Source organism: Sulfobacillus thermosulfidooxidans (assembly GCF_001280565.1).
Classification (GTDB): domain Bacteria; phylum Bacillota; class Sulfobacillia; order Sulfobacillales; family Sulfobacillaceae; genus Sulfobacillus; species Sulfobacillus thermosulfidooxidans_A.
Map to the genome: position 1 here is coordinate 3,004,939 of NZ_LGRO01000001.1, position 17,322 is coordinate 3,022,260.

At 47.3% G+C, this 17,322-nt stretch carries 18 protein-coding genes; 12 read left to right on the plus strand and 6 right to left on the minus strand.

Annotated elements, in window-relative coordinates; translation table 11 throughout:
- Nucleotides 1-52 precede the first annotated feature (52 nt).
- Entirely contained in the window at nucleotides 53-1,540 is a 1,488-nt protein-coding gene (locus tag AOA63_RS14590) for an MDR family MFS transporter (RefSeq protein WP_053960391.1), read from the minus strand.
- Nucleotides 1,541-1,813: 273 nt separating this feature from the next.
- On the opposite strand from AOA63_RS14590, the gene nadC reads away from it, so the two are divergent.
- The 4 genes from nadC (at nucleotide 1,814) to pabB (ending at nucleotide 7,065) form a co-directional block, all read left to right on the plus strand.
- On the plus strand, nucleotides 1,814-2,653 hold the full coding sequence (gene nadC / locus AOA63_RS14595; protein ID WP_053960392.1) for a carboxylating nicotinate-nucleotide diphosphorylase: 840 nt from the start codon (nucleotides 1,814-1,816) through the stop codon (nucleotides 2,651-2,653).
- Complete coding sequence (locus AOA63_RS14600; protein WP_053960393.1) at nucleotides 2,650-4,164, plus strand: L-aspartate oxidase; 1,515 nt, start codon at nucleotides 2,650-2,652, stop codon at nucleotides 4,162-4,164. Before nadC ends, AOA63_RS14600 begins: the two co-directional genes overlap by 4 nt.
- Nucleotides 4,165-4,230: 66 nt before the next feature.
- Nucleotides 4,231-5,175, plus strand: a complete 945-nt coding sequence (gene nadA / locus AOA63_RS14605) for a quinolinate synthase NadA (RefSeq protein WP_053960394.1) — start codon at nucleotides 4,231-4,233, stop codon at nucleotides 5,173-5,175.
- A gap of 129 nt (nucleotides 5,176-5,304) precedes the next feature.
- Nucleotides 5,305-7,065 carry an aminodeoxychorismate synthase component I gene (gene pabB, locus AOA63_RS14610; protein ID WP_053960395.1) on the plus strand — a complete coding sequence of 587 codons (1,761 nt, stop codon included), beginning with the start codon at nucleotides 5,305-5,307 and terminating at the stop codon, nucleotides 7,063-7,065.
- 59 nt (nucleotides 7,066-7,124) lie between these two features.
- Here the strand turns inward: pabB and AOA63_RS14615 are convergent, their stop codons facing one another.
- The 3 genes from AOA63_RS14615 to AOA63_RS14625 all read right to left on the minus strand — a co-directional run bounded on the left by AOA63_RS14615 (nucleotide 7,125) and on the right by AOA63_RS14625 (nucleotide 8,945).
- Nucleotides 7,125-7,391: a hypothetical protein gene (locus AOA63_RS14615; RefSeq protein WP_139061627.1), complete on the minus strand. Its 267-nt coding sequence runs from the start codon at nucleotides 7,389-7,391 to the stop codon at nucleotides 7,125-7,127.
- A gap of 98 nt (nucleotides 7,392-7,489) precedes the next feature.
- The gene (locus tag AOA63_RS14620; RefSeq protein ID WP_053960397.1) at nucleotides 7,490-7,903 is read right to left on the minus strand and encodes a hypothetical protein; all 414 of its coding nucleotides are present in this window, start codon (nucleotides 7,901-7,903) and stop codon (nucleotides 7,490-7,492) included.
- Nucleotides 7,881-8,945: a HipA family kinase gene (locus AOA63_RS14625; RefSeq protein ID WP_053960398.1), complete on the minus strand. Its 1,065-nt coding sequence runs from the start codon at nucleotides 8,943-8,945 to the stop codon at nucleotides 7,881-7,883. Before AOA63_RS14625 ends, AOA63_RS14620 begins: the two co-directional genes overlap by 23 nt.
- A 79-nt stretch (nucleotides 8,946-9,024) precedes the next feature.
- Here AOA63_RS14625 and AOA63_RS14630 point away from each other — a divergent pair, with 79 nt between their 5' ends.
- Nucleotides 9,025-9,501 (plus strand): hypothetical protein, encoded by a 477-nt coding sequence (locus AOA63_RS14630; RefSeq protein ID WP_053960399.1) that lies wholly within the window; start codon nucleotides 9,025-9,027, stop codon nucleotides 9,499-9,501.
- A gap of 92 nt (nucleotides 9,502-9,593) precedes the next feature.
- On the opposite strand, the gene AOA63_RS14635 is transcribed toward AOA63_RS14630, so the two are convergent.
- Both AOA63_RS14635 and AOA63_RS20400 read right to left on the minus strand, forming a co-directional pair.
- Entirely contained in the window at nucleotides 9,594-9,995 is a 402-nt protein-coding gene (locus AOA63_RS14635) for a hypothetical protein (protein ID WP_053960400.1), read from the minus strand.
- 156 nt (nucleotides 9,996-10,151) lie between these two features.
- Nucleotides 10,152-10,286 (minus strand): hypothetical protein, encoded by a 135-nt coding sequence (locus AOA63_RS20400; RefSeq protein ID WP_020375972.1) that lies wholly within the window; start codon nucleotides 10,284-10,286, stop codon nucleotides 10,152-10,154.
- A 369-nt stretch (nucleotides 10,287-10,655) separates the two neighbouring features.
- Here AOA63_RS20400 and AOA63_RS14640 point away from each other — a divergent pair, with 369 nt between their 5' ends.
- From AOA63_RS14640 to AOA63_RS14670, 7 genes are all read left to right on the plus strand, one after another.
- Entirely contained in the window at nucleotides 10,656-11,231 is a 576-nt protein-coding gene (locus AOA63_RS14640; protein ID WP_053960401.1) for a histidine phosphatase family protein, read from the plus strand.
- Between the two features lie 439 nt (nucleotides 11,232-11,670).
- On the plus strand, nucleotides 11,671-12,564 hold the full coding sequence (locus AOA63_RS14645) for a hydroxyacid dehydrogenase (RefSeq protein ID WP_053960402.1): 894 nt from the start codon (nucleotides 11,671-11,673) through the stop codon (nucleotides 12,562-12,564).
- 63 nt (nucleotides 12,565-12,627) lie between these two features.
- Nucleotides 12,628-13,014, plus strand: a complete 387-nt coding sequence (gene panD / locus AOA63_RS14650) for an aspartate 1-decarboxylase (RefSeq protein ID WP_053960403.1) — start codon at nucleotides 12,628-12,630, stop codon at nucleotides 13,012-13,014.
- 494 nt (nucleotides 13,015-13,508) lie between these two features.
- Nucleotides 13,509-14,486, plus strand: coding sequence for a lipoate--protein ligase family protein (locus AOA63_RS14655; RefSeq protein WP_053960404.1), 978 nt, complete (start codon nucleotides 13,509-13,511; stop codon nucleotides 14,484-14,486).
- Nucleotides 14,487-14,620: 134 nt separating this feature from the next.
- Nucleotides 14,621-15,040 carry a glycine cleavage system protein GcvH gene (gene gcvH / locus AOA63_RS14660; protein ID WP_082344000.1) on the plus strand — a complete coding sequence of 140 codons (420 nt, stop codon included), beginning with the start codon at nucleotides 14,621-14,623 and terminating at the stop codon, nucleotides 15,038-15,040.
- Complete coding sequence (locus tag AOA63_RS14665) at nucleotides 15,040-16,119, plus strand: lipoyl protein ligase domain-containing protein (protein ID WP_053960406.1); 1,080 nt, start codon at nucleotides 15,040-15,042, stop codon at nucleotides 16,117-16,119. Before gcvH ends, AOA63_RS14665 begins: the two co-directional genes overlap by 1 nt.
- The gene (locus AOA63_RS14670) at nucleotides 16,116-17,297 is read left to right on the plus strand and encodes a radical SAM protein (RefSeq protein ID WP_053960407.1); all 1,182 of its coding nucleotides are present in this window, start codon (nucleotides 16,116-16,118) and stop codon (nucleotides 17,295-17,297) included. Before AOA63_RS14665 ends, AOA63_RS14670 begins: the two co-directional genes overlap by 4 nt.
- Nucleotides 17,298-17,322: the final 25 nt, after the last annotated feature.

Below are 17,322 nucleotides of genomic sequence, written 5' to 3' on the forward strand. Positions count from 1 at the left end.
TAACATGACAACATTCTATCGTCTTTCCCTAACATCATTCTGATGCCGCTTTTTACGCATCTTGCTGCAAGGCTGATGAGGAACTCACGTCGGATGACATGGAGTTTTTGGATTGCCGGGGCAAAAGCCAAGTGCTTAGGAACGTTAAGAGCGCAAATCCCAATGCCATTTCAAACGCGTGATGCAATCCTAAGGCGGTCAAATGCCGCGCTAAAGCTTTGACGGAAGGGGATAATGTTTGGCGCTTGGCGGGATTTAACAGGAGTTGGGTGGCTTGATTGGCACTCAGATTCTGACTCTTCGGCAAGTTGATTAACGTACCCATCAGGGCTACCCCAATCGATCCTCCAATTGTCCGGAAAAACTGTGTGCTCCCGGTGACAACCCCGCGCAAATCCCATGGAACCTGACTTTGTAAACCAATGAGCAAGCTCGTCAAGGACAGACCAAGGCCCGTTCCGATAACCAATGTACTGGCCAGGACCACGATATTTTGGGGAATGGTGGTGATGGCCATGAATACAGAGCCGGCGACCAATAAGAGGCCACCAATAACGGCTACAGGGCGGTATCCGGAACGCACTATCAGTCTGCTAGAGGCCATGGCTGCAATGGGCCATCCCACTAACATGGGGGTAATGGCACGACCTGCTGCCGAAGCCGTTCCAAACTCGACGCTTTGTACAAACAGCGGCACAAATGAAATCAACCCAAATAACAGCATGCCAGCAAATAAATTGACCCCGGTGCTAAAAAATACGAAGGGTTGACGGAACAATGGCAAGGGCAGAATCGGTTCTTGAGCGGAACGCTCCACGCGCAAAAACGCCCAGATGATCAAGACTCCGAACCCCATAAAGATCAAGCGAAGCGGCAGGTGCCATGAAGTTTGCATTAATCCAATTAAAAACCCGGTGACACCGACGGTGAGCAATATAGTTCCCAGGGTGTCAAGTTTATGCACTTTCTTTTCCACCGTTTCATGGAATGTGGTAATGAGAATAATCATGGCGACAATGCCCACGGGTAAATTGATTTCAAAAACCCAGCGCCAGCTGGCATTTTCCACAATCCATGCCCCAATTAAGGGGCCAATAATGGCCGACAAGCCCCACACGGCGGAGAATAATCCTTGGACTTTGGCACGTTGTTCTAATGTAAAGAGATCGCCGACAATCGTTAAAGCTACAGGCAGTACGCCAGCGGCTCCGAGTCCTTGTAGGGCACGGAAAAAGATGAGTTCGGGCATACTTTGGGATAAACCGGAAAGCACTGAACCCAAAGTGAAAATGAACGTGCCCCCTAAGAATACGGTTTTGCGCCCGTACATATCCGCGAGTTTGCTGTAAATGGGCACTGGGGTAGTGGACGTTAAAAGATATGCCGAAAACACCCATCCGTAAATCGCCACCCCGTGCAAATCATTGATAATGCTAGGCATCGCGGTGCCAACAATTGTCATATCAAGAGCCGACAGAAACATGGCGAGTAAGATGGCAATGACAATCCAGACCTTGCTGCGTGAAGCGGTATTGGGCAAACCCGATCCCTCTTTTCTAATTTAACGTTTACGTAAAATGCAGACATTTTCCGTTCAATAAAAAAATCACTCCTTCACTATATCACAATTTTTTGCTGTTGCATGTCTTTTAGATTGTCGTCAAGAATGCGGCTTAATCGTTGCTCCATCACACTCACAACGGCTAAGACGGCCAAAAACATCTCTTGTCACCGAAATACGTTTTCGTTTAAACTACAGGTGTCATGACAGGTGTTATATATAAAGAAATGATTTCACGCGCGGAGGGAATATATGTTGATACAGGCCTGGCAGCAATTGGCGCAACAAGGCTTAGAAGAAGATATTGGACATGGTGACATTACTACCGAGTTGACTATTCCTCAAGATTTGCAAGGCACAATGAATTTTACCGCGCGTCAAGAGCTGGTGATATGCGGACTTCCCATTATCCAAGCGGTTTATGCTCAGTTAAATCCTGCGGTAAGAATTGGCTTGCACCGTCAGGAGGGAGAAAAATGTCAACCTCAGGATATTGTGGCATCCGTTAAGGGACCAGTACAAGCCCTATTAATGGGTGAACGCGTCATTCTCAATGTGTTGACATGGCTCAGTGGTATTGCCACTATCACGCGGGAAATGGTGGACAGAATTTCAGATTTACCCGTCAAAATTCTTGATACCCGAAAGACCCGTCCCGGGCAACGCATTTATGAGAAATATGCTGTCAAAGTGGGGGGAGGTCACAATCACCGATTTGGTCTCTATGATGCCATCTTGGTCAAAGACAACCATGTGGCGGCAAAAGGTGGAATAGTCAATGCGTTACATGACATTCGCCGGCATGCCCCACACGGCATGTTTATTGAGGTGGAAGTTGACCGTCTTGATCAAATACCCGAGGCTCTTGCAGCGCAGGTGGACGGTATCTTATTGGACAACATGTCGGTGGAAGAGATACGCCAAGCCGTCTTATACATTAATCATCGGGTATTCGTGGAAGCATCAGGAGGCATTAACCCCACGAATTTACGCGAAGTGGCCGAGACAGGGATCGATGCGATTTCGCTGGGTTATATTACGCATTCGGCGCCGCATGTGGATATTGGAGCGGACTGGGAGGTGAACGGATGAACGTTCAGGCACTGGTAATTGGTGCCGGAATTGCTGGATTGGCCACGGCATTAGAAATGGCTCAATTTCATGATGTGCTCATTTGTGCGCCTGCTGAGGGCTGGAAACAAGGGAGTACATACCGGGCGCAAGGAGGAGTGGCCGTGGCACTCGGCCCTGATGACCATTGGCGGTATCATTTAGAAGACACGCTAACAGTGACAAGAGGACTGGCCGACCCGGGTGCCGTACGCATTCTTGTCCAAGAAGGTCCTGATGTGGTCCGGTCTTTAATTGAGGCCGGCATTTTTCAGATGGTGCCTGGCTCTCGTCAGCCAGCGTTAGGCCGGGAAGCGGGTCATCGTCAGTCCCGCATTCTTCATGCCCCCGGTAGTCTAACAGGTCAAGCCATTGCCCAATATCTTTATGACAAAGCCTCTCATCATCCCCGAATTCACTGGGTAGAGGGAGAAGCCGAACAACTCATCATGGATTCAAATGGATATTGCCGCGGGAGTTGGATTCGGACCCCTGCCGCAGAGTATTTTCCGGTGTTGGCTCCTGTAACCGTGTTAGCCACGGGAGGCTACGGCGCTTTATGGCGGTACACGACGAATTCTCCGGGGTCAATTGGCCAGGGATTGTGGTTAGCCTATGAAGCCGGGGCAGAACTAGTGGATTTAGAATTTTTGCAGTTTCATCCCACCGTCTTATCGGAACCAGGGGTAGAGCGGGGTCATGCCTTGTTGTTAACCGAGGCCTTACGCGGGTTTGGCGCGCATTTAATCAATGAGCATGGAGAACGGTTCATGAAAGCGTATCCCGGTCAAGAATTAGCGGGGCGTGACGAGGTTGCCCGGGCTGTATACCAGCAAAAGCAAGCATTTTTAACGTTGAAGCATCTTAATGCCAACCAGGTCTATGAACATTTTGGAAAGTTAGCGGAGCTGGTTGCAAAACGAGGATTTGATTTGGCGCATGATCTTTTGCCAGTAGCGGCAGGTGCTCATTTTTCGATGGGGGGCGTGAGGACCGATCATGTTGGCCAAAGTAGTATTCCGGGCCTATTTGCGGTCGGTGAAGTGGCGTGTACCGGCGTCCATGGAGCGAATCGCCTGGCATCCAATTCACTACTGGAAGCCCTTGTGTTTGCCAGGCGCATTGCTGAGTATACGAAAAACGTCACCACAGTTTCGCCAGTACTCTCTAATCTTGTTCCCCCTACTCCCCAAAACATATCCGATGCCGAAATCCTCGAACAATTAGGGGATCTCATGGATGAATATTTTGGGGTCATCCGCTGTCCCGAAAAAATGGCTTTAGGTCTTAAGCGGTTGCACGACATGCATGCATCGCGCCCTCATTGGATCTTGGCATTGTCTCTTCTTATTGCAAAGTCCGCCTTTTCGCGCAAAGAAAGTCGGGGCGCTCATTACCGGTCAGATGTACCCCAGAGTGATTCCAAATGGGCTGGACACCTGATTCATCAAAAACAGCAAGGTACCCACTTTCAGCATTTGGCTGCTGGCTAATTTGCTTTCTTGTCAATTGTGAATGAGTTCCGTGACTTAAGGTCTATAGATAAATAGGAGGTTATAATGGCAGATACATTGACGGATGCACTTATTGAAGAAATCCAAAATTTGAAGGCGCAACATAATGCGGTGATTTTAGCTCATAATTATGAACCCGGGCCGATACAAGACATTGCCGACTTTTTAGGAGATTCATTAGCTTTGGCACGCTGGGCGCAAAAGAGTTCTGCGGACGTTTTGATTATGGCGGGTGTCTATTTTATGGCGGAAACGGCATCGATTTTGTGTCCAGATAAAACGGTGCTTATTCCGGACAAGGAGGCGGGATGCTCCTTAGCCGACACGATTACTGAAGAGCAGTTGCTGGCATGGAAACAAGAATATCCGGATGCCGTGGTTGTCTCCTATGTTAATACCTCCGCCCGTATCAAAGCGTTGTCCGATTATTGCTGTACCTCGGCAAATGCTGTGAAAGTCGTGCAAGCGATTGATCCAAACCGTGACATTTTGTTTTTGCCGGATTTTTTCCTTGGCTCTCACGTGATTCGCATGACAGGACGGAAAAATATTCATTTGTGGCACGGGGAATGTCATGTCCATGCAGCAATTGAAAATGAGACGATGTTGGAAAAAGTGCATCAAAATCCCGGTGCCGAACTTTTAATTCATCCCGAGTGTGGATGTACCACCAGGGCCTTGGCTATACCGCCAAAAGAGGCGCATGGCTTGGTATTGTCGACGGATGGAATGCTTTCGCATGCACGAAATTCAAAAGCGCGTACCTTTATTGTGGCGACAGAAGTGGGACTCATTCACCGCCTTCGCAAAGAAAATCCTGACAAAGAGTTTATTGCTGCTCATGATGAAGCGGCCTGTCCGTATATGAATATGATTTCGCTGGAAAAGATCCGCGATGCCCTGCGTTATGGTCGTTACGAGGTCAAAGTCCCGGCAGAGACGCGAGAAAAGGCCCTGGTGCCTCTTGAGCGGATGGTCGCCGTCGTTTAAAGTGAGCGTGATGCCTGCCTATGGAGTTCTGTGCCTGATGGGTGGCAATAAGAAATAAAGAAAGGCCAATATCCAGCGCCCCTCTCCACCCTGAAAGATGGGAGGCTTCGGCTGGGTTTTAGGTGAAAGATGATGCGGGTACGGCTCGATTTTACGGGTGAGATGGAAAAACCCTTGATATTTACCAAACCCGTTGAGGTGATTTTTGTTAATCAATATCAAGACGTGCTGCCCGCCTTAGAAACGCTTATGTCATGGAGTCTGAAGGGATATTGGATTGCCGGATTTTTAAGTTACGAAGCGGCTTATGCTCTCATTGATGACGGGTTCTATGCATCCTATTTTGCGGCGGTAGCGCCTGAAGTTTCTTTGCCATTACTGGGATTTGGAATTTTTGAGGGACCCACTCACATGTGGGATGTTCAGGATAACTATGCGGAGTACCAGGTGGGCGAGTGGATTATGGACGCCCCGGGGGATATCTCCTCTTACACGCAGAAAATTGCTCAGGTGAAAGAGGCGATTAAACAAGGTTTGACTTATCAAATTAATTACACCGTGCGGCTTCATGCATCCTTTCGGGGTCATCCTTGGCCTTATTACCTGGCTTTGAGAGACGCTCAAAAAGCGCCGTATAGTGGATATATAGAATGGAACGATCACGCCATCTTATCCGCTTCGCCCGAGTTATTTTTTACGTTAAAAGATAATGATGTCATCACGCGGCCAATGAAGGGAACCGCGCCGAGAGGCCGCTATTATGCTGAAGATCAGCAGGTGAGAAGGGCCTTAGAGCAGTCAAAGAAAAATCGTGCGGAAAATATTATGATTACGGATTTGTTCCGAAACGATTTGGGACGTATGGCTGAGCTTGGCAGTGTCCAAGTTCGTTCATTATGTCAGGCGGAAGCCTATCCCACCGTCTGGCAGCTGACATCGGAGGTCGGGGCAAAGATTTCTTCACCGGTGTCGTGGCTTAACGTGCTAAGAGGGCTCTTTCCCTCGGGTTCCATCACAGGTGCACCGAAGTTGAGCAGCATGAAAATCATCCAACAACTCGAAACATCTCCTCGTGAAATCTACTGTGGCTCTTTAGGTTATGTGAGCCCGTCGGGGGAAGCTACCTTTAATGTGGCCATTCGCACCGTTTGGATTGATAAGCACAAGGGCCGCGCGACGTTTGGGACCGGTGGGGGTATTACCTGGGATTCGCGGCCTGATGATGAGTATGAGGAACTTTTGACCAAGGCCCGTTTTCTGACGGTGCGACAGCCACAATTTTCCCTGTTGGAAACGATAAGACTGGATTATGGGACATTTTGGCTGTTGCCCTATCATTTAGAGCGACTTAAGGCGGCAGCTGCTTTTTATCAGATGGATTTTGAGCCCCGCGAATTTGAACGCGTCTTAGGCCAGATCCGGAACACTTACCAAAAAGGTCTGTGGCGGGTTCGCCTCATGGTGGATCGCGCAGGTCATATCAGCTATCAAGTCCTACCGTGGACCGGCGTGCCTTTGGGTGTGCAAAAGGTGACATGGGCGGCAGAACCTATCTTATCGAGCAACCCATTATTTTTCCACAAGACGACCCAAAGAGACTTTTATAACCGCGTCCATCCCCTCCATTCGTCTTTTTTTGATCACGTATTGTGGAATGAAGCGGGGGAAGTGACGGAATTTACACGGGGAAACATCGTGGTACGATATCACGGTCAACTCCTAACGCCTGCTCAGGACTCAGGATTATTGGCGGGGACCTACCGTGCCTTGTTGCTCGATCATCATATCATCAAAGAAGCGCATATTTATCGAGAACAGCTTGCGCAGTGTGATCAGATCTGGTTTATTAATAGTCTTCACGGCTTTGTCCCTGTGTACTTAACCACCTAACTCCTTATAGAGCGGAACGTTAAAGGGGAGCCTGAGGACTCCCCTATGGCTTTACTAAATTAAAGGTCTTTTTTCCAGTCTTTTAGGGTCTTGGCGACCTCGTCGGCCGAGACTTGCCCACGGATTTCGATGTGTTGCCCGTCCTCGAGCAGGGTAAAGGAATCAATTTTGGCGAGGAATTCTTCGTCACCACATGAACAGGAACCGCCGGAACATTCATTCACCAGGTTTTGTACCGCTTCTTTAGTGACTCCGGGCAATTCTACAATTATCTTGTCGGAATCCTTATCCGCCTTAATTTTTGCCACGTCCCGAATATCCATCATAAACCCCCTCGGTATATCAACATATATTGATATACCGAGGATAGAGGTTTTCAGCTTGTGTGTCAATGACTGTGGTGACACCCGAGAGCCGATGGGTATCACTTGGAATGTTCAGATTTTTGCTGGTGGGTCCATGATTTCAGATGGTTTTCGAGAAGACTATTCATGTCGCGTTGCCAGCTTTCCCATATGGCGTTCAGTTTTTGGGTCAATAGGGTTTGCATGAGATGGATGTCATCATCACTGATGGCATTGAGCGAGGGTGCGCCGATGATTTGGCGGATATGTTTAAACTGTTGATATTTTTTAAGCTGGTTGATATGGTCGGGTTCCAATTTTTCTAGCAGTTGTAGCCCGGCGGACAGAGCTAGCGAAATGACATGAGGCCACATGGATGAGGGAAACCGGCTCAAATATTCGGTGATGGTCGAATCAACAGGTAGCGCCTCAATGCTTAGCGTATGGTGGATCATATCTAGCCGGGTGATTTTAATCGGAGTTTTGTTCTCCATGGTCACTGGATACCCCCCGCTCGGGTGTGCTGGCTAAGGCTTCTTGCGCTGTGTCTTCATTGTTAAGCTCAGCAGCAGGCAAAACCTTGTCACTATAACCCATCCCAGCATAAGGCCCATCGTTTCCGCTGGCACTGACGTTTACGTTTTGCTCCCCGTCTTTAGGTGGAATTTTATCAAACCCTTGGTGTGACAAATCAGAAGGGAATTTTAAACGAGCATCCTGGGTGGGGATAACGTCTTTAAGGCGTTTGTTGTGATTCCACAGCCACTCTAAATGATGAGCTACTTTTTCCAATGTCTTTTGCCGATAGGACAGAAATTCCACAATAGCTTCCTGGCGTTCGGAGGAAAGCCCCCACTGTTTGGGTACACTATTGACAATATTTCTAAGATCCCATGTCGTGAGGGAAAGAATTTTTTCTAGTGCGGAATCAAATCGCAATGGGTAGGGAATGTCCCGAGCAATAGCGGTTAGGGGAGAGGGTAAAGGAAATTGGCGCCGGTAGCGCCGCAAACTTTCCATTGACCACAAAGGACCGCCAGGAAAGATGAAGCCATGATCAATAATCATGAATTTCGAAGACGTGCCTTGAGGAATGCGTAAAATATGAGAAAATTTGACGTCGCGGTTAAAGAGCCATGATTCAAAGAGCGCGCATAACGGGAGTTGGGACCCATTTGATAGATCATGAACCTTATCCGTTCTTTTGATAGGACGAGCTTCGGCAATATAAAGTGTGCCAAACTGTAAGCCGGGCTGCCAGCGATACTTGGTCAGATACGGCATTTCCTTCAATTGAGACCATGACACATCAACCAAGACCACATCAGGAACGGGAACGCCAATGACCTGGCCTAGCAGGGTGCCGATTAAATCGCTGCATAAGCTGCGTGTCGTTTGCGGGTTATGTTGGAATTTGACATGCACAACACGACCATCTTCTAACCGCAATAATAAAGGCTTGGATCCGCCGGAACCCTGGGGACGAATAAATGCGGCGGCTTTGACAATTTCCAGTGGATAATGCGAATCGCTCATGACAATACCCCTTTGGCCCAGAGTCATATAAAAGCATGGGCTAACATAATCAAGAAAATATGAAAGGACTGATGACATCATGGATAAAGGTCGGGAGGAACCGGAAAAAAGTTCTGGCTCTTATGGTGCGAATCATGCCCAAGGAGAAAAACGCAGTCCCTTACAAGCCCGGTGGACGTCGTCATTGGACATGGGGAGCGTTGATAAACCGACGGAGCGCCCGGTGGATTCCAATGACCTTACCGGTTCAAACTCCTCTAGCAAGGACCAAGCCTCGGTGAAATCGCCACCACCCACTCATTCCCCGGATAGCAGTTCTAAGAAATTGGAGCCGGACAAAAATACGCCTGTGAATCCGTCTTCTTTGATTCATCAATTGCGAGACGTCGCGGCATTACTCGTACAGCTGGCTCAAAGCTTAGAACAGTTAGAAAATGTGTTGCACGCACATTCTGATCCTTTGCCGCCTAAAGAGCCTTCAGCCTCGAATTTGTCGCAGCTCGTGAAAGATCGTCCCGATTTACAAGCTCTGCTGCGCCAATACTTATTTAAGTGATCGGGATTTCTTGCGCGATGTAATCCCTGGGGGGATAGCTAGAACCTGTGGATGAATTCTCACGATCCTAGCCGGCTCCCCAGAGAAAGGTATTACGAGCCCGAAGAAAAGCGTCCAATCAAAGGTAGGATGCGATCGAAGAAGGGAAGGCGGTCGATGCCTACCAGGTTGGAAATAGGTATAATCACTTGATCGCGGAATCCAAGGCTCACGCTGCCCGCAATGACGTCCCGCATGACAATAAAGTCACTGCCCACCTGATATAGATTGCCTACCAAAGTCGAAGCGTTATCAACGGCTGAAGAAAGACTCACGCGAACATAATCTCCAACCAGAGAGGATAAATAGGCGTCAAAACTCGATGGAATACTAGAGTCTTCCGATTCACTGGACGCATACGAATTTTGTTCGCCCAATAAAAATAACAGGGGCAATAAATCGCGCCGTTGACCTAATAATAAAAGCGGCAATAATTCTTCCCAAGATGTATTCACCTACAATGCCTCCTTAATATCGTATAAACGGTCTTGTCGATATTGGACTCAAACGTGCTCTGATATCCGGACCTAAGGACGCCCTAGGACTTTTCAGGGTATTGTCCTAAGGTCCGGCGTGTTATGATCGGTTCTTCGCAGGATATTTAGTTGGTCTTAGTAGGAGCAAGAACGCGAACTACGGCTGCGAGGAAATTCTCCGACCAATAAGAGTAATAAGACTAAATCAATCGGGAAATGACGGCGATGATGGTGATGATGATGCGATGAACAACTTTGGGATGGATTCATGATGGGCTCCTCCTCATAGAATGTCAGTTAAACAATCATACGCGAGCAAGAATAGGACGTGTATGATGAATGACGGTGTTCCTCCAACACCAATAGCAACAAAAGCAAGCCGATCGGAAAATGCCGGCGACCCCTATCATGATGTGCGTGGCTCACCTTGCTAACACCTCCTGTCGTGGATCGACTTCACAGGCATACTATTCAACAATTTCCTTATGTGACACAAAATGGAAAAGATTTATGGAATGGCTTTTTAAAGCTATCGTATGGCGTCTTAGTCGAAACCATATTCCTGGAGGTTCTATTGAAACCCGCGTAAAGGCATGATAATGTAGCAAAAACTTAAAAATCTGGAAGGAGGCGCCCTGCATGGAATGTTATGTAATTCGGCATGCCGAGACCGTACTTAATCGCAAAAATGTGCTGCAAGGATGGGCTGATGCCCCCTTATCAGATAACGGCATGATCCAAGCCATGAAATTGGCTGGGGTCTTGCCATCATGGCCCATATTTAGCAGTGATTTAAAACGGGCGTTACATACGGCAGAACTCTTTGCGGTTCCTGGCCAACGAATTCAGCCAGATGCCAGACTTCGGGAAATTCATGTCGGCGTGTGGCAAGGACTATCCAAAGAACGTTTACGTCACACCTCTTTATGGCAACGATATCAACGATCCCCTTCATCGTTTAGATTTCCTGGCGGCGAAAGTTTAAAAGATTTGCAATACCGCATTGTTGGAGCTTTTCAAGAATACCAAGAGCGTCTTGACCACTTCATTATCGTATCCCATCGCCTTGCCATTAAGAGTCTCTTATGCCATTTACAAGGTTGGTCCTTAGATCAAATTCATCAGATCGATTTACCGAATGCGGCTGTTTTGCATATTTATAATGACTGTGATGATCACCAGCTATCCATTAAACCCTTTATCTTGCATGATTGACGCAAAATAACGAGAATCATCAGGCAGGAAATCATTAATCCCGGATAAAACCGTAACATGATGATAATGGGCCGTAAAAATCCCACGATGTTTTGACCGTGATATGGTTAATCCACAATTTATTAGCGGAAGTGTGTTAATCCTGGTCTTTCGTTTCTGTTGCGTCAGGTACACCTAGTAAGACTTCTTCACGCACCGTATCTTTACAGGTCATGAGGAAACCATGATCACCCGTGAAGAATAAAATGAGATGAAACGAGGACCATTACAGACACTTAAAAAGCTTTCCGGCGTTAAGGCGGATAAATCTTTTTAATCAAGATTAGCGTTTTTCCGAGGATGCGTAAGTCGTGTCAAGAGGTTTCATATTTAAAGATGATGAGATCTGTTAAAAGGAACAGCATGTCTTAGGTGCGACAGACACAAGGAGAAGCCAACAATGATCGTGATAACGGAATCGGTACATCCCGTAGCGTTAGAAATGCTGTCATCATATGAGATTTACTATGATCCCGATCTTTATGCCCACAGGGAAGCCTTGTTTAGCGTGTTATCCAGGGCGCGTGGTTTAATTGTGCGCAACAAAACTCAAGTGGATGCGGAACTTTTGGCTCATGCGCCCCATTTGCAAGTGATCGGGCGTTTAGGCGTCGGACTTGACAATATTCATACCGATTTGTTATCGCCTAAGGGAATTCATTTAATAGTTCCCCGGGGTGCCAATGCCATTTCTGTGGCAGAATATGTTCTGGGCATGCTGATTGCTTTTCAACGTCATTTATTGCTGTTGACGCAGCAGGTCCGTCAAGGTGGGTGGATACGCGACATGTCTGGTTTAGAAATCGGTGGGAGAACATTGGCGGTAATAGGATACGGGGCCACAGGTCAAGCGGTGGCACAACGGGCGCAGGCGTTTCACATGCGCCTTAGAGTATACGATCCTTTTGCTCAAGTTCCACAAAAATGGGCAACCTCAACACTAGAAGAGGTTTTAGACGGGGCGGATGTGGTGAGCTTGCACGTGCCTTTGACAGCAAAGACCTTTCACCTGCTTAATGAAAAGACGCTCGCAATCTTACCCCACCACGCGACGGTGATCAATACAGCCCGTGGGGAATTAATTGATGAGTCCCAGTTATTGGCGGCATTGACGCGGAAACATCTCGGTGGCGCGATTCTTGACGTTCGCGAAGTGGAACCGCCTCAAGCCTCCGACAAATTACTGTACCAAGACAATGTGTGGTGTACACCGCATATTGCCGGATTAACCGAGGACAGTCAAATAGCTATTGCGCGCTACGTCGCGCAAGGACTTATCGAGGTTTTAGGATAAGCGAGACAACTTTTTTCCTTCTCGGGTTCACGGTAAGATAGATGAAGAGAAAGGAGTATGGGGATGCAATATCGGATGTTAGCAGCAAAGATTCACCGTGCTCGAGTGACGGAAGCCAATTTGAATTATGTGGGTTCGATTACCATTGATCAGGAATTACTAGATGCTACGGGTCTTTTGCCTTACGAAATGGTTCAAATCACGAATTTGTCGAATGGAGAATTGTGGCAAACCTATATTATTCCCGGCCCGCCGCATGGGGGTGATATTTGTCTTAACGGTCCGCCTGCCCGGTTGTTTCATCCCGGGGATTTGGTGATTATCTTAGGATTTCGATTATATGACGCCAGCGAATTATTATCTCATCAACCGACGGTCGTCTTTGTCGATGAAAATAATCACATCACGGAAGTGGTTCGAGAAGAAACGCCCTTTCGCACCAACCCGTAAGAGCGGCGGGAGATACTCGACTTAAGATTCTTAAAGGTCGGATTCCTTGATGGATCACATCCAGGAACGTGATCAGGACTAAAGAATGCTTGGGTCGAGTATTTTGTTGATAACATGATCCACGATCCGATTAGTAGGTGTGCATGACATTTTTTAGTGAAGCGCATAACTTGTCGCCTTAAGGGCGACTTTTTTGTCATAAGGCGGTGTGAAAGGTCTTAGAAAAAAGTTTGCGATTTGCTTACAAGTTGTCAGGCAAGGGATCAAAGAAATATAGATATTTTACCTCCATGATGTGATTTGGTTTGAACTTCTCGGTACATAGGACGGCCATTAAAGAAAAACGATATGGGATTCGAGGAAAGTAAATATTGTCGAGAGGACTAGGAGTAACAGGCAAAAATAATTTACGAAGAAAGTTATTTAATAAAATGTTCGTGATATAATTTAAACTTGAATACAATAAATTGAATGACAATTAGCGGGGTGAGTGAATGCTGCCACTGTATCTGGCTGGCGATGTGAACTGGCTAATGAGTCAAGCATTGTATCATGGTTTACCCGTTTTACATGAGGAAGGCATTATTCTGTGTTGGCCTAAAGAGCCCTATGTGTCCCTTGGCTGTCATCAAGACTGGGATGACTTCGACGAAAGCGCTTCCGTTCCTGTTGTGCGACGACGGGTGGGTGGCTCTCTCGTTTATCTCGATAATCACCAAGTATTTTTTCAAATTATCCTCGATCCCTCGAAACATCCCCGCTTAAAAACTCCCGATCAGTGGTATCGCTTTGCCCTCACTCCGGTGATTGCCTGTCTTAGGAATCTAGGATTTACCGCACATTTTAAGCCGCCAGCCGACATCTTAGTACAGAACCGCAAAATATCGGGCAATGCCGGCGGACAAATCGAGGATAGTGTGGTCATTGTGGGCAATGTGTTGTTGAGGTTTTCCCTTCAAATGATGGCCCGTGTGCGCAAAGGCTCTCTCCAATTCAAGCAAGCCTTTGCGGATGCGATGAGCCGGCATTTGGTGACATTAGAAGACTTGATGGGAGGGAGATTATGGACACCTGAGGAAGTGATGTCATTATTGGCCAAATCTTTTGCGGCCAATATGGATGCACATATCACAGATATTCCGTGGGAACGTTGGCGACCGGTACTTGAGGAGGTCGGTTCCCAACTTATCACACCACAGTGGTTACACGCTCCTGGTTATCGTCCCCCTTATCATCAAGTGAAAGTACGCGAAGGCGTTTATTTAAGACAGCCGCGACAAAGTCGTCTCCCTGACGTAATTGCCGAAGTGGATACGGAGAAGAAATTATTAACGGCACTCTGGAATAGTCCCGTTGATATACCCTTGCCCTTAACGTCAGAATCTCTTTTTACCGAAGTTCCCCAAGGGCCGTTTCGTGATGTTCTGTTAGAGTTAATGGACGTTCCGATTAAAGATTCGTTGTTGTCTTAATTTTTGGACTCTGATGAACCTCAAAGGTTCTATTAATCATTGGGTCCAGTTTATAAGTTGGGTTGATTATCACGGTCCTGGTCTCAGGGCCGATGACATGATTAAACCTCAAACATTAAGGGGAGGAAATGAGGATGGCTACAGAACCTATTCATCGCTGGAAAGTATTAGCGGACCGGTTATATGATGCCCGTCATCAGTGGGTACAAAAAGATGATGTGTTGTGGACTATGGGGATTACCGATTACACACAAGACACGGCGGGTGACATTTTGTATGTTTCTTTGCCCGAACCCGGAACCGTGTTAGAACAGGGACAGCCCTTTGGCAGTCTCGAATCGGGTAAGTGGGTTGGACAACTTTATGCACCGTTCGATGGGGTCGTGATCGCCGCTAATGATTTGGTACGGGATAATCCGCAATTATTAAATCAAGACCCATATGGTCGGGGATGGCTCATTAAGGCACGGGCCGAGAATAACGATGAGGCGGTAAAGGATTTGCTTACCGACACCGATTACCGGCAGTTACTGGATGAATTGGATGAACGCTGATGGAACAATGGCGATTATTGGACCCGGGACCGATGCCAGCATGGAAACAAATGGCGCTCGACAAAGTCGTCATTGAAGCTAGAGCACAGGATATTGTTCCGAATACCCTGAGATTTATGGAATTTTCTCCGCATACCGCGTTAGTGGGCTATCATCAGGCCATAGATTTGGAAATTAACCGTCACGAGGCGCAATTATTGGGTGTGGACATTAACCGGCGCATAACCGGTGGCGGTGCCATCTATATGGATGAACAGCAGTTGGGTTGGGAATTATGTGTCAAATTTGACGAAGGCAAGCGAATTCGTCCTGAAACATTGTATCCCAAACTGGCGCAAGTGGTTATTGAATCTTTACGTTCATGGGGCATTACCGCCAAGTTTCGCCCGGTTAATGATGTGGAGATAGACGGGCGTAAGATTTCAGGCACAGGGGGTGCAGATTATCACGGCGCTGTAATTTATCAAGGAACCTTGTTGCTCGATTTCAATGTTGAGACCATGATCCGGGTATTACGGCTTCCTATCGAGAAACTGACCGATAAGGTGATTGATTCCTTTCAAAAACGTCTGGTGACCATGCGAGAGATACTGGGTTATGTTCCCGCCATGAATGATGTCAAAAGAAGTGTGGAAGAGGCACTAATGAAGGTATTGGATGTCAATTTGACTCGTTCAGAACTCACGGAGGAAGAACAACGGAAGTGGGAACATCTTGCCCCTTCATACCGTCAAGAGAAATGGATAGATTTACGGAAGGTTCCCCAATTTGCTGATTATCCGCTCCATACTCTAACGCATAAGGCGCCGGGAGGATTGATTCGTTGTTTGATTCAGACCGATCAGGATATCAAGCATATTAAAAAAGCTTTTATTACTGGGGACTTTTTTGTTTATCCTGAGCGGGCGGTACTGGATTTAGAGGCTGCGTTAAAGGATGCTCCGCTACAGATGTCGGTATTATCGGCCATTCTCCATGCTCATTATCACCAGGGGTACAACTATATGGGTGTGAGTGTTACCGACTGGTTAACCGTTTTATCTCCATTATGCGACCAAAATCAGGAGGGATCGTTATGAATCCGGAGAAAATAATTTCCGAATCGATTGAATTACGCCCGCTGCAAGACGATGACCGGGAAAGCCCGGAATATGTTATGACGTCGTTGGCGGGCGCCATTACATTAGGGTTTGAAAAAGGAAAATTTGCCCGGGAAGAAACGGTGTTACGCGGTCTCAATATTCTCATGACCTACAAAGAAAACTGTGTGGCTAATTGTTCGTATTGTGGAGTGTCTCGCGAACGGCGTGTACCCAGAGAAGAGACCACATTTATTCGGGTTAAATGGCCGATTATTCCCGTCGAAGAATTGATCGAACGCAGTATTCAGGTCCCTCATCAAATGCGGCGGTTATGCGTGGGCATGTTAGCCAACCGCCAATCTTTAGATCATTCCATACAAATTATTCGCCAATTTCATGAACGGACCCCGTTATTAATTTCGGGATTAATCACCGCTTCGTTAATTAAAAAACGCGCAGATCTCGAAAGAATTCGCGATGCCGGTGCCGACCGGGTCGATATTGCCATTGATGCTGCGACCCCGGAATTATTTGAAAAACACCGGGGACGGCCGGTGAAAGGACCTCACCGCTGGGATCACTTTTGGTGGGTGACTGAAGAGGCTACTAAAGTATTTGAACCCGGAGCGGTGGGCATTCATTTAGTCGCAGGGCTGGGAGAAACCGAAAAAGAGTTGTTGGAGGCTTGTCAAAAAGCTCAAGATATGAACGTGGTGACGCACCTATTTTCTTTTAATCCTGAGCCATCGACGTTACTGGGTGATCATCCTCAGCCGCCTATGGGGCATTACCGTCGTTGTCAGTTGGGCCGATATTTAATTAATGAATTAGGCATTCACCTCCATCATTTTCGCTTTAATGCCATGGGCCAGGTCGTCGACTTTGGACTAGAATCCTCAGTGTTAGAGAAAATTGTTGAGTCAGGCCGTCCTTTTATGACTTCAGGATGTCCCGATGAACATGGGGAAACGGCATGTAACCGTCCTTATGGTAATGGCCGGCCCAGTGAAAAAATCCGCAATTTTGCTTTTTCCCCGACATCTCAAGACATTGAAGATATTCGCCAGCAATTGTGGGCAGATTTGGCAGAAGATGCTCAAACACTCAGCCAGGAAAAAGAAGGTATGAGCGTGGAAGCATGGGAGGGAGGGAACTTCGCTGAACTGGGAAAATGAACCGTTAGATGAGTTAATTCACGAA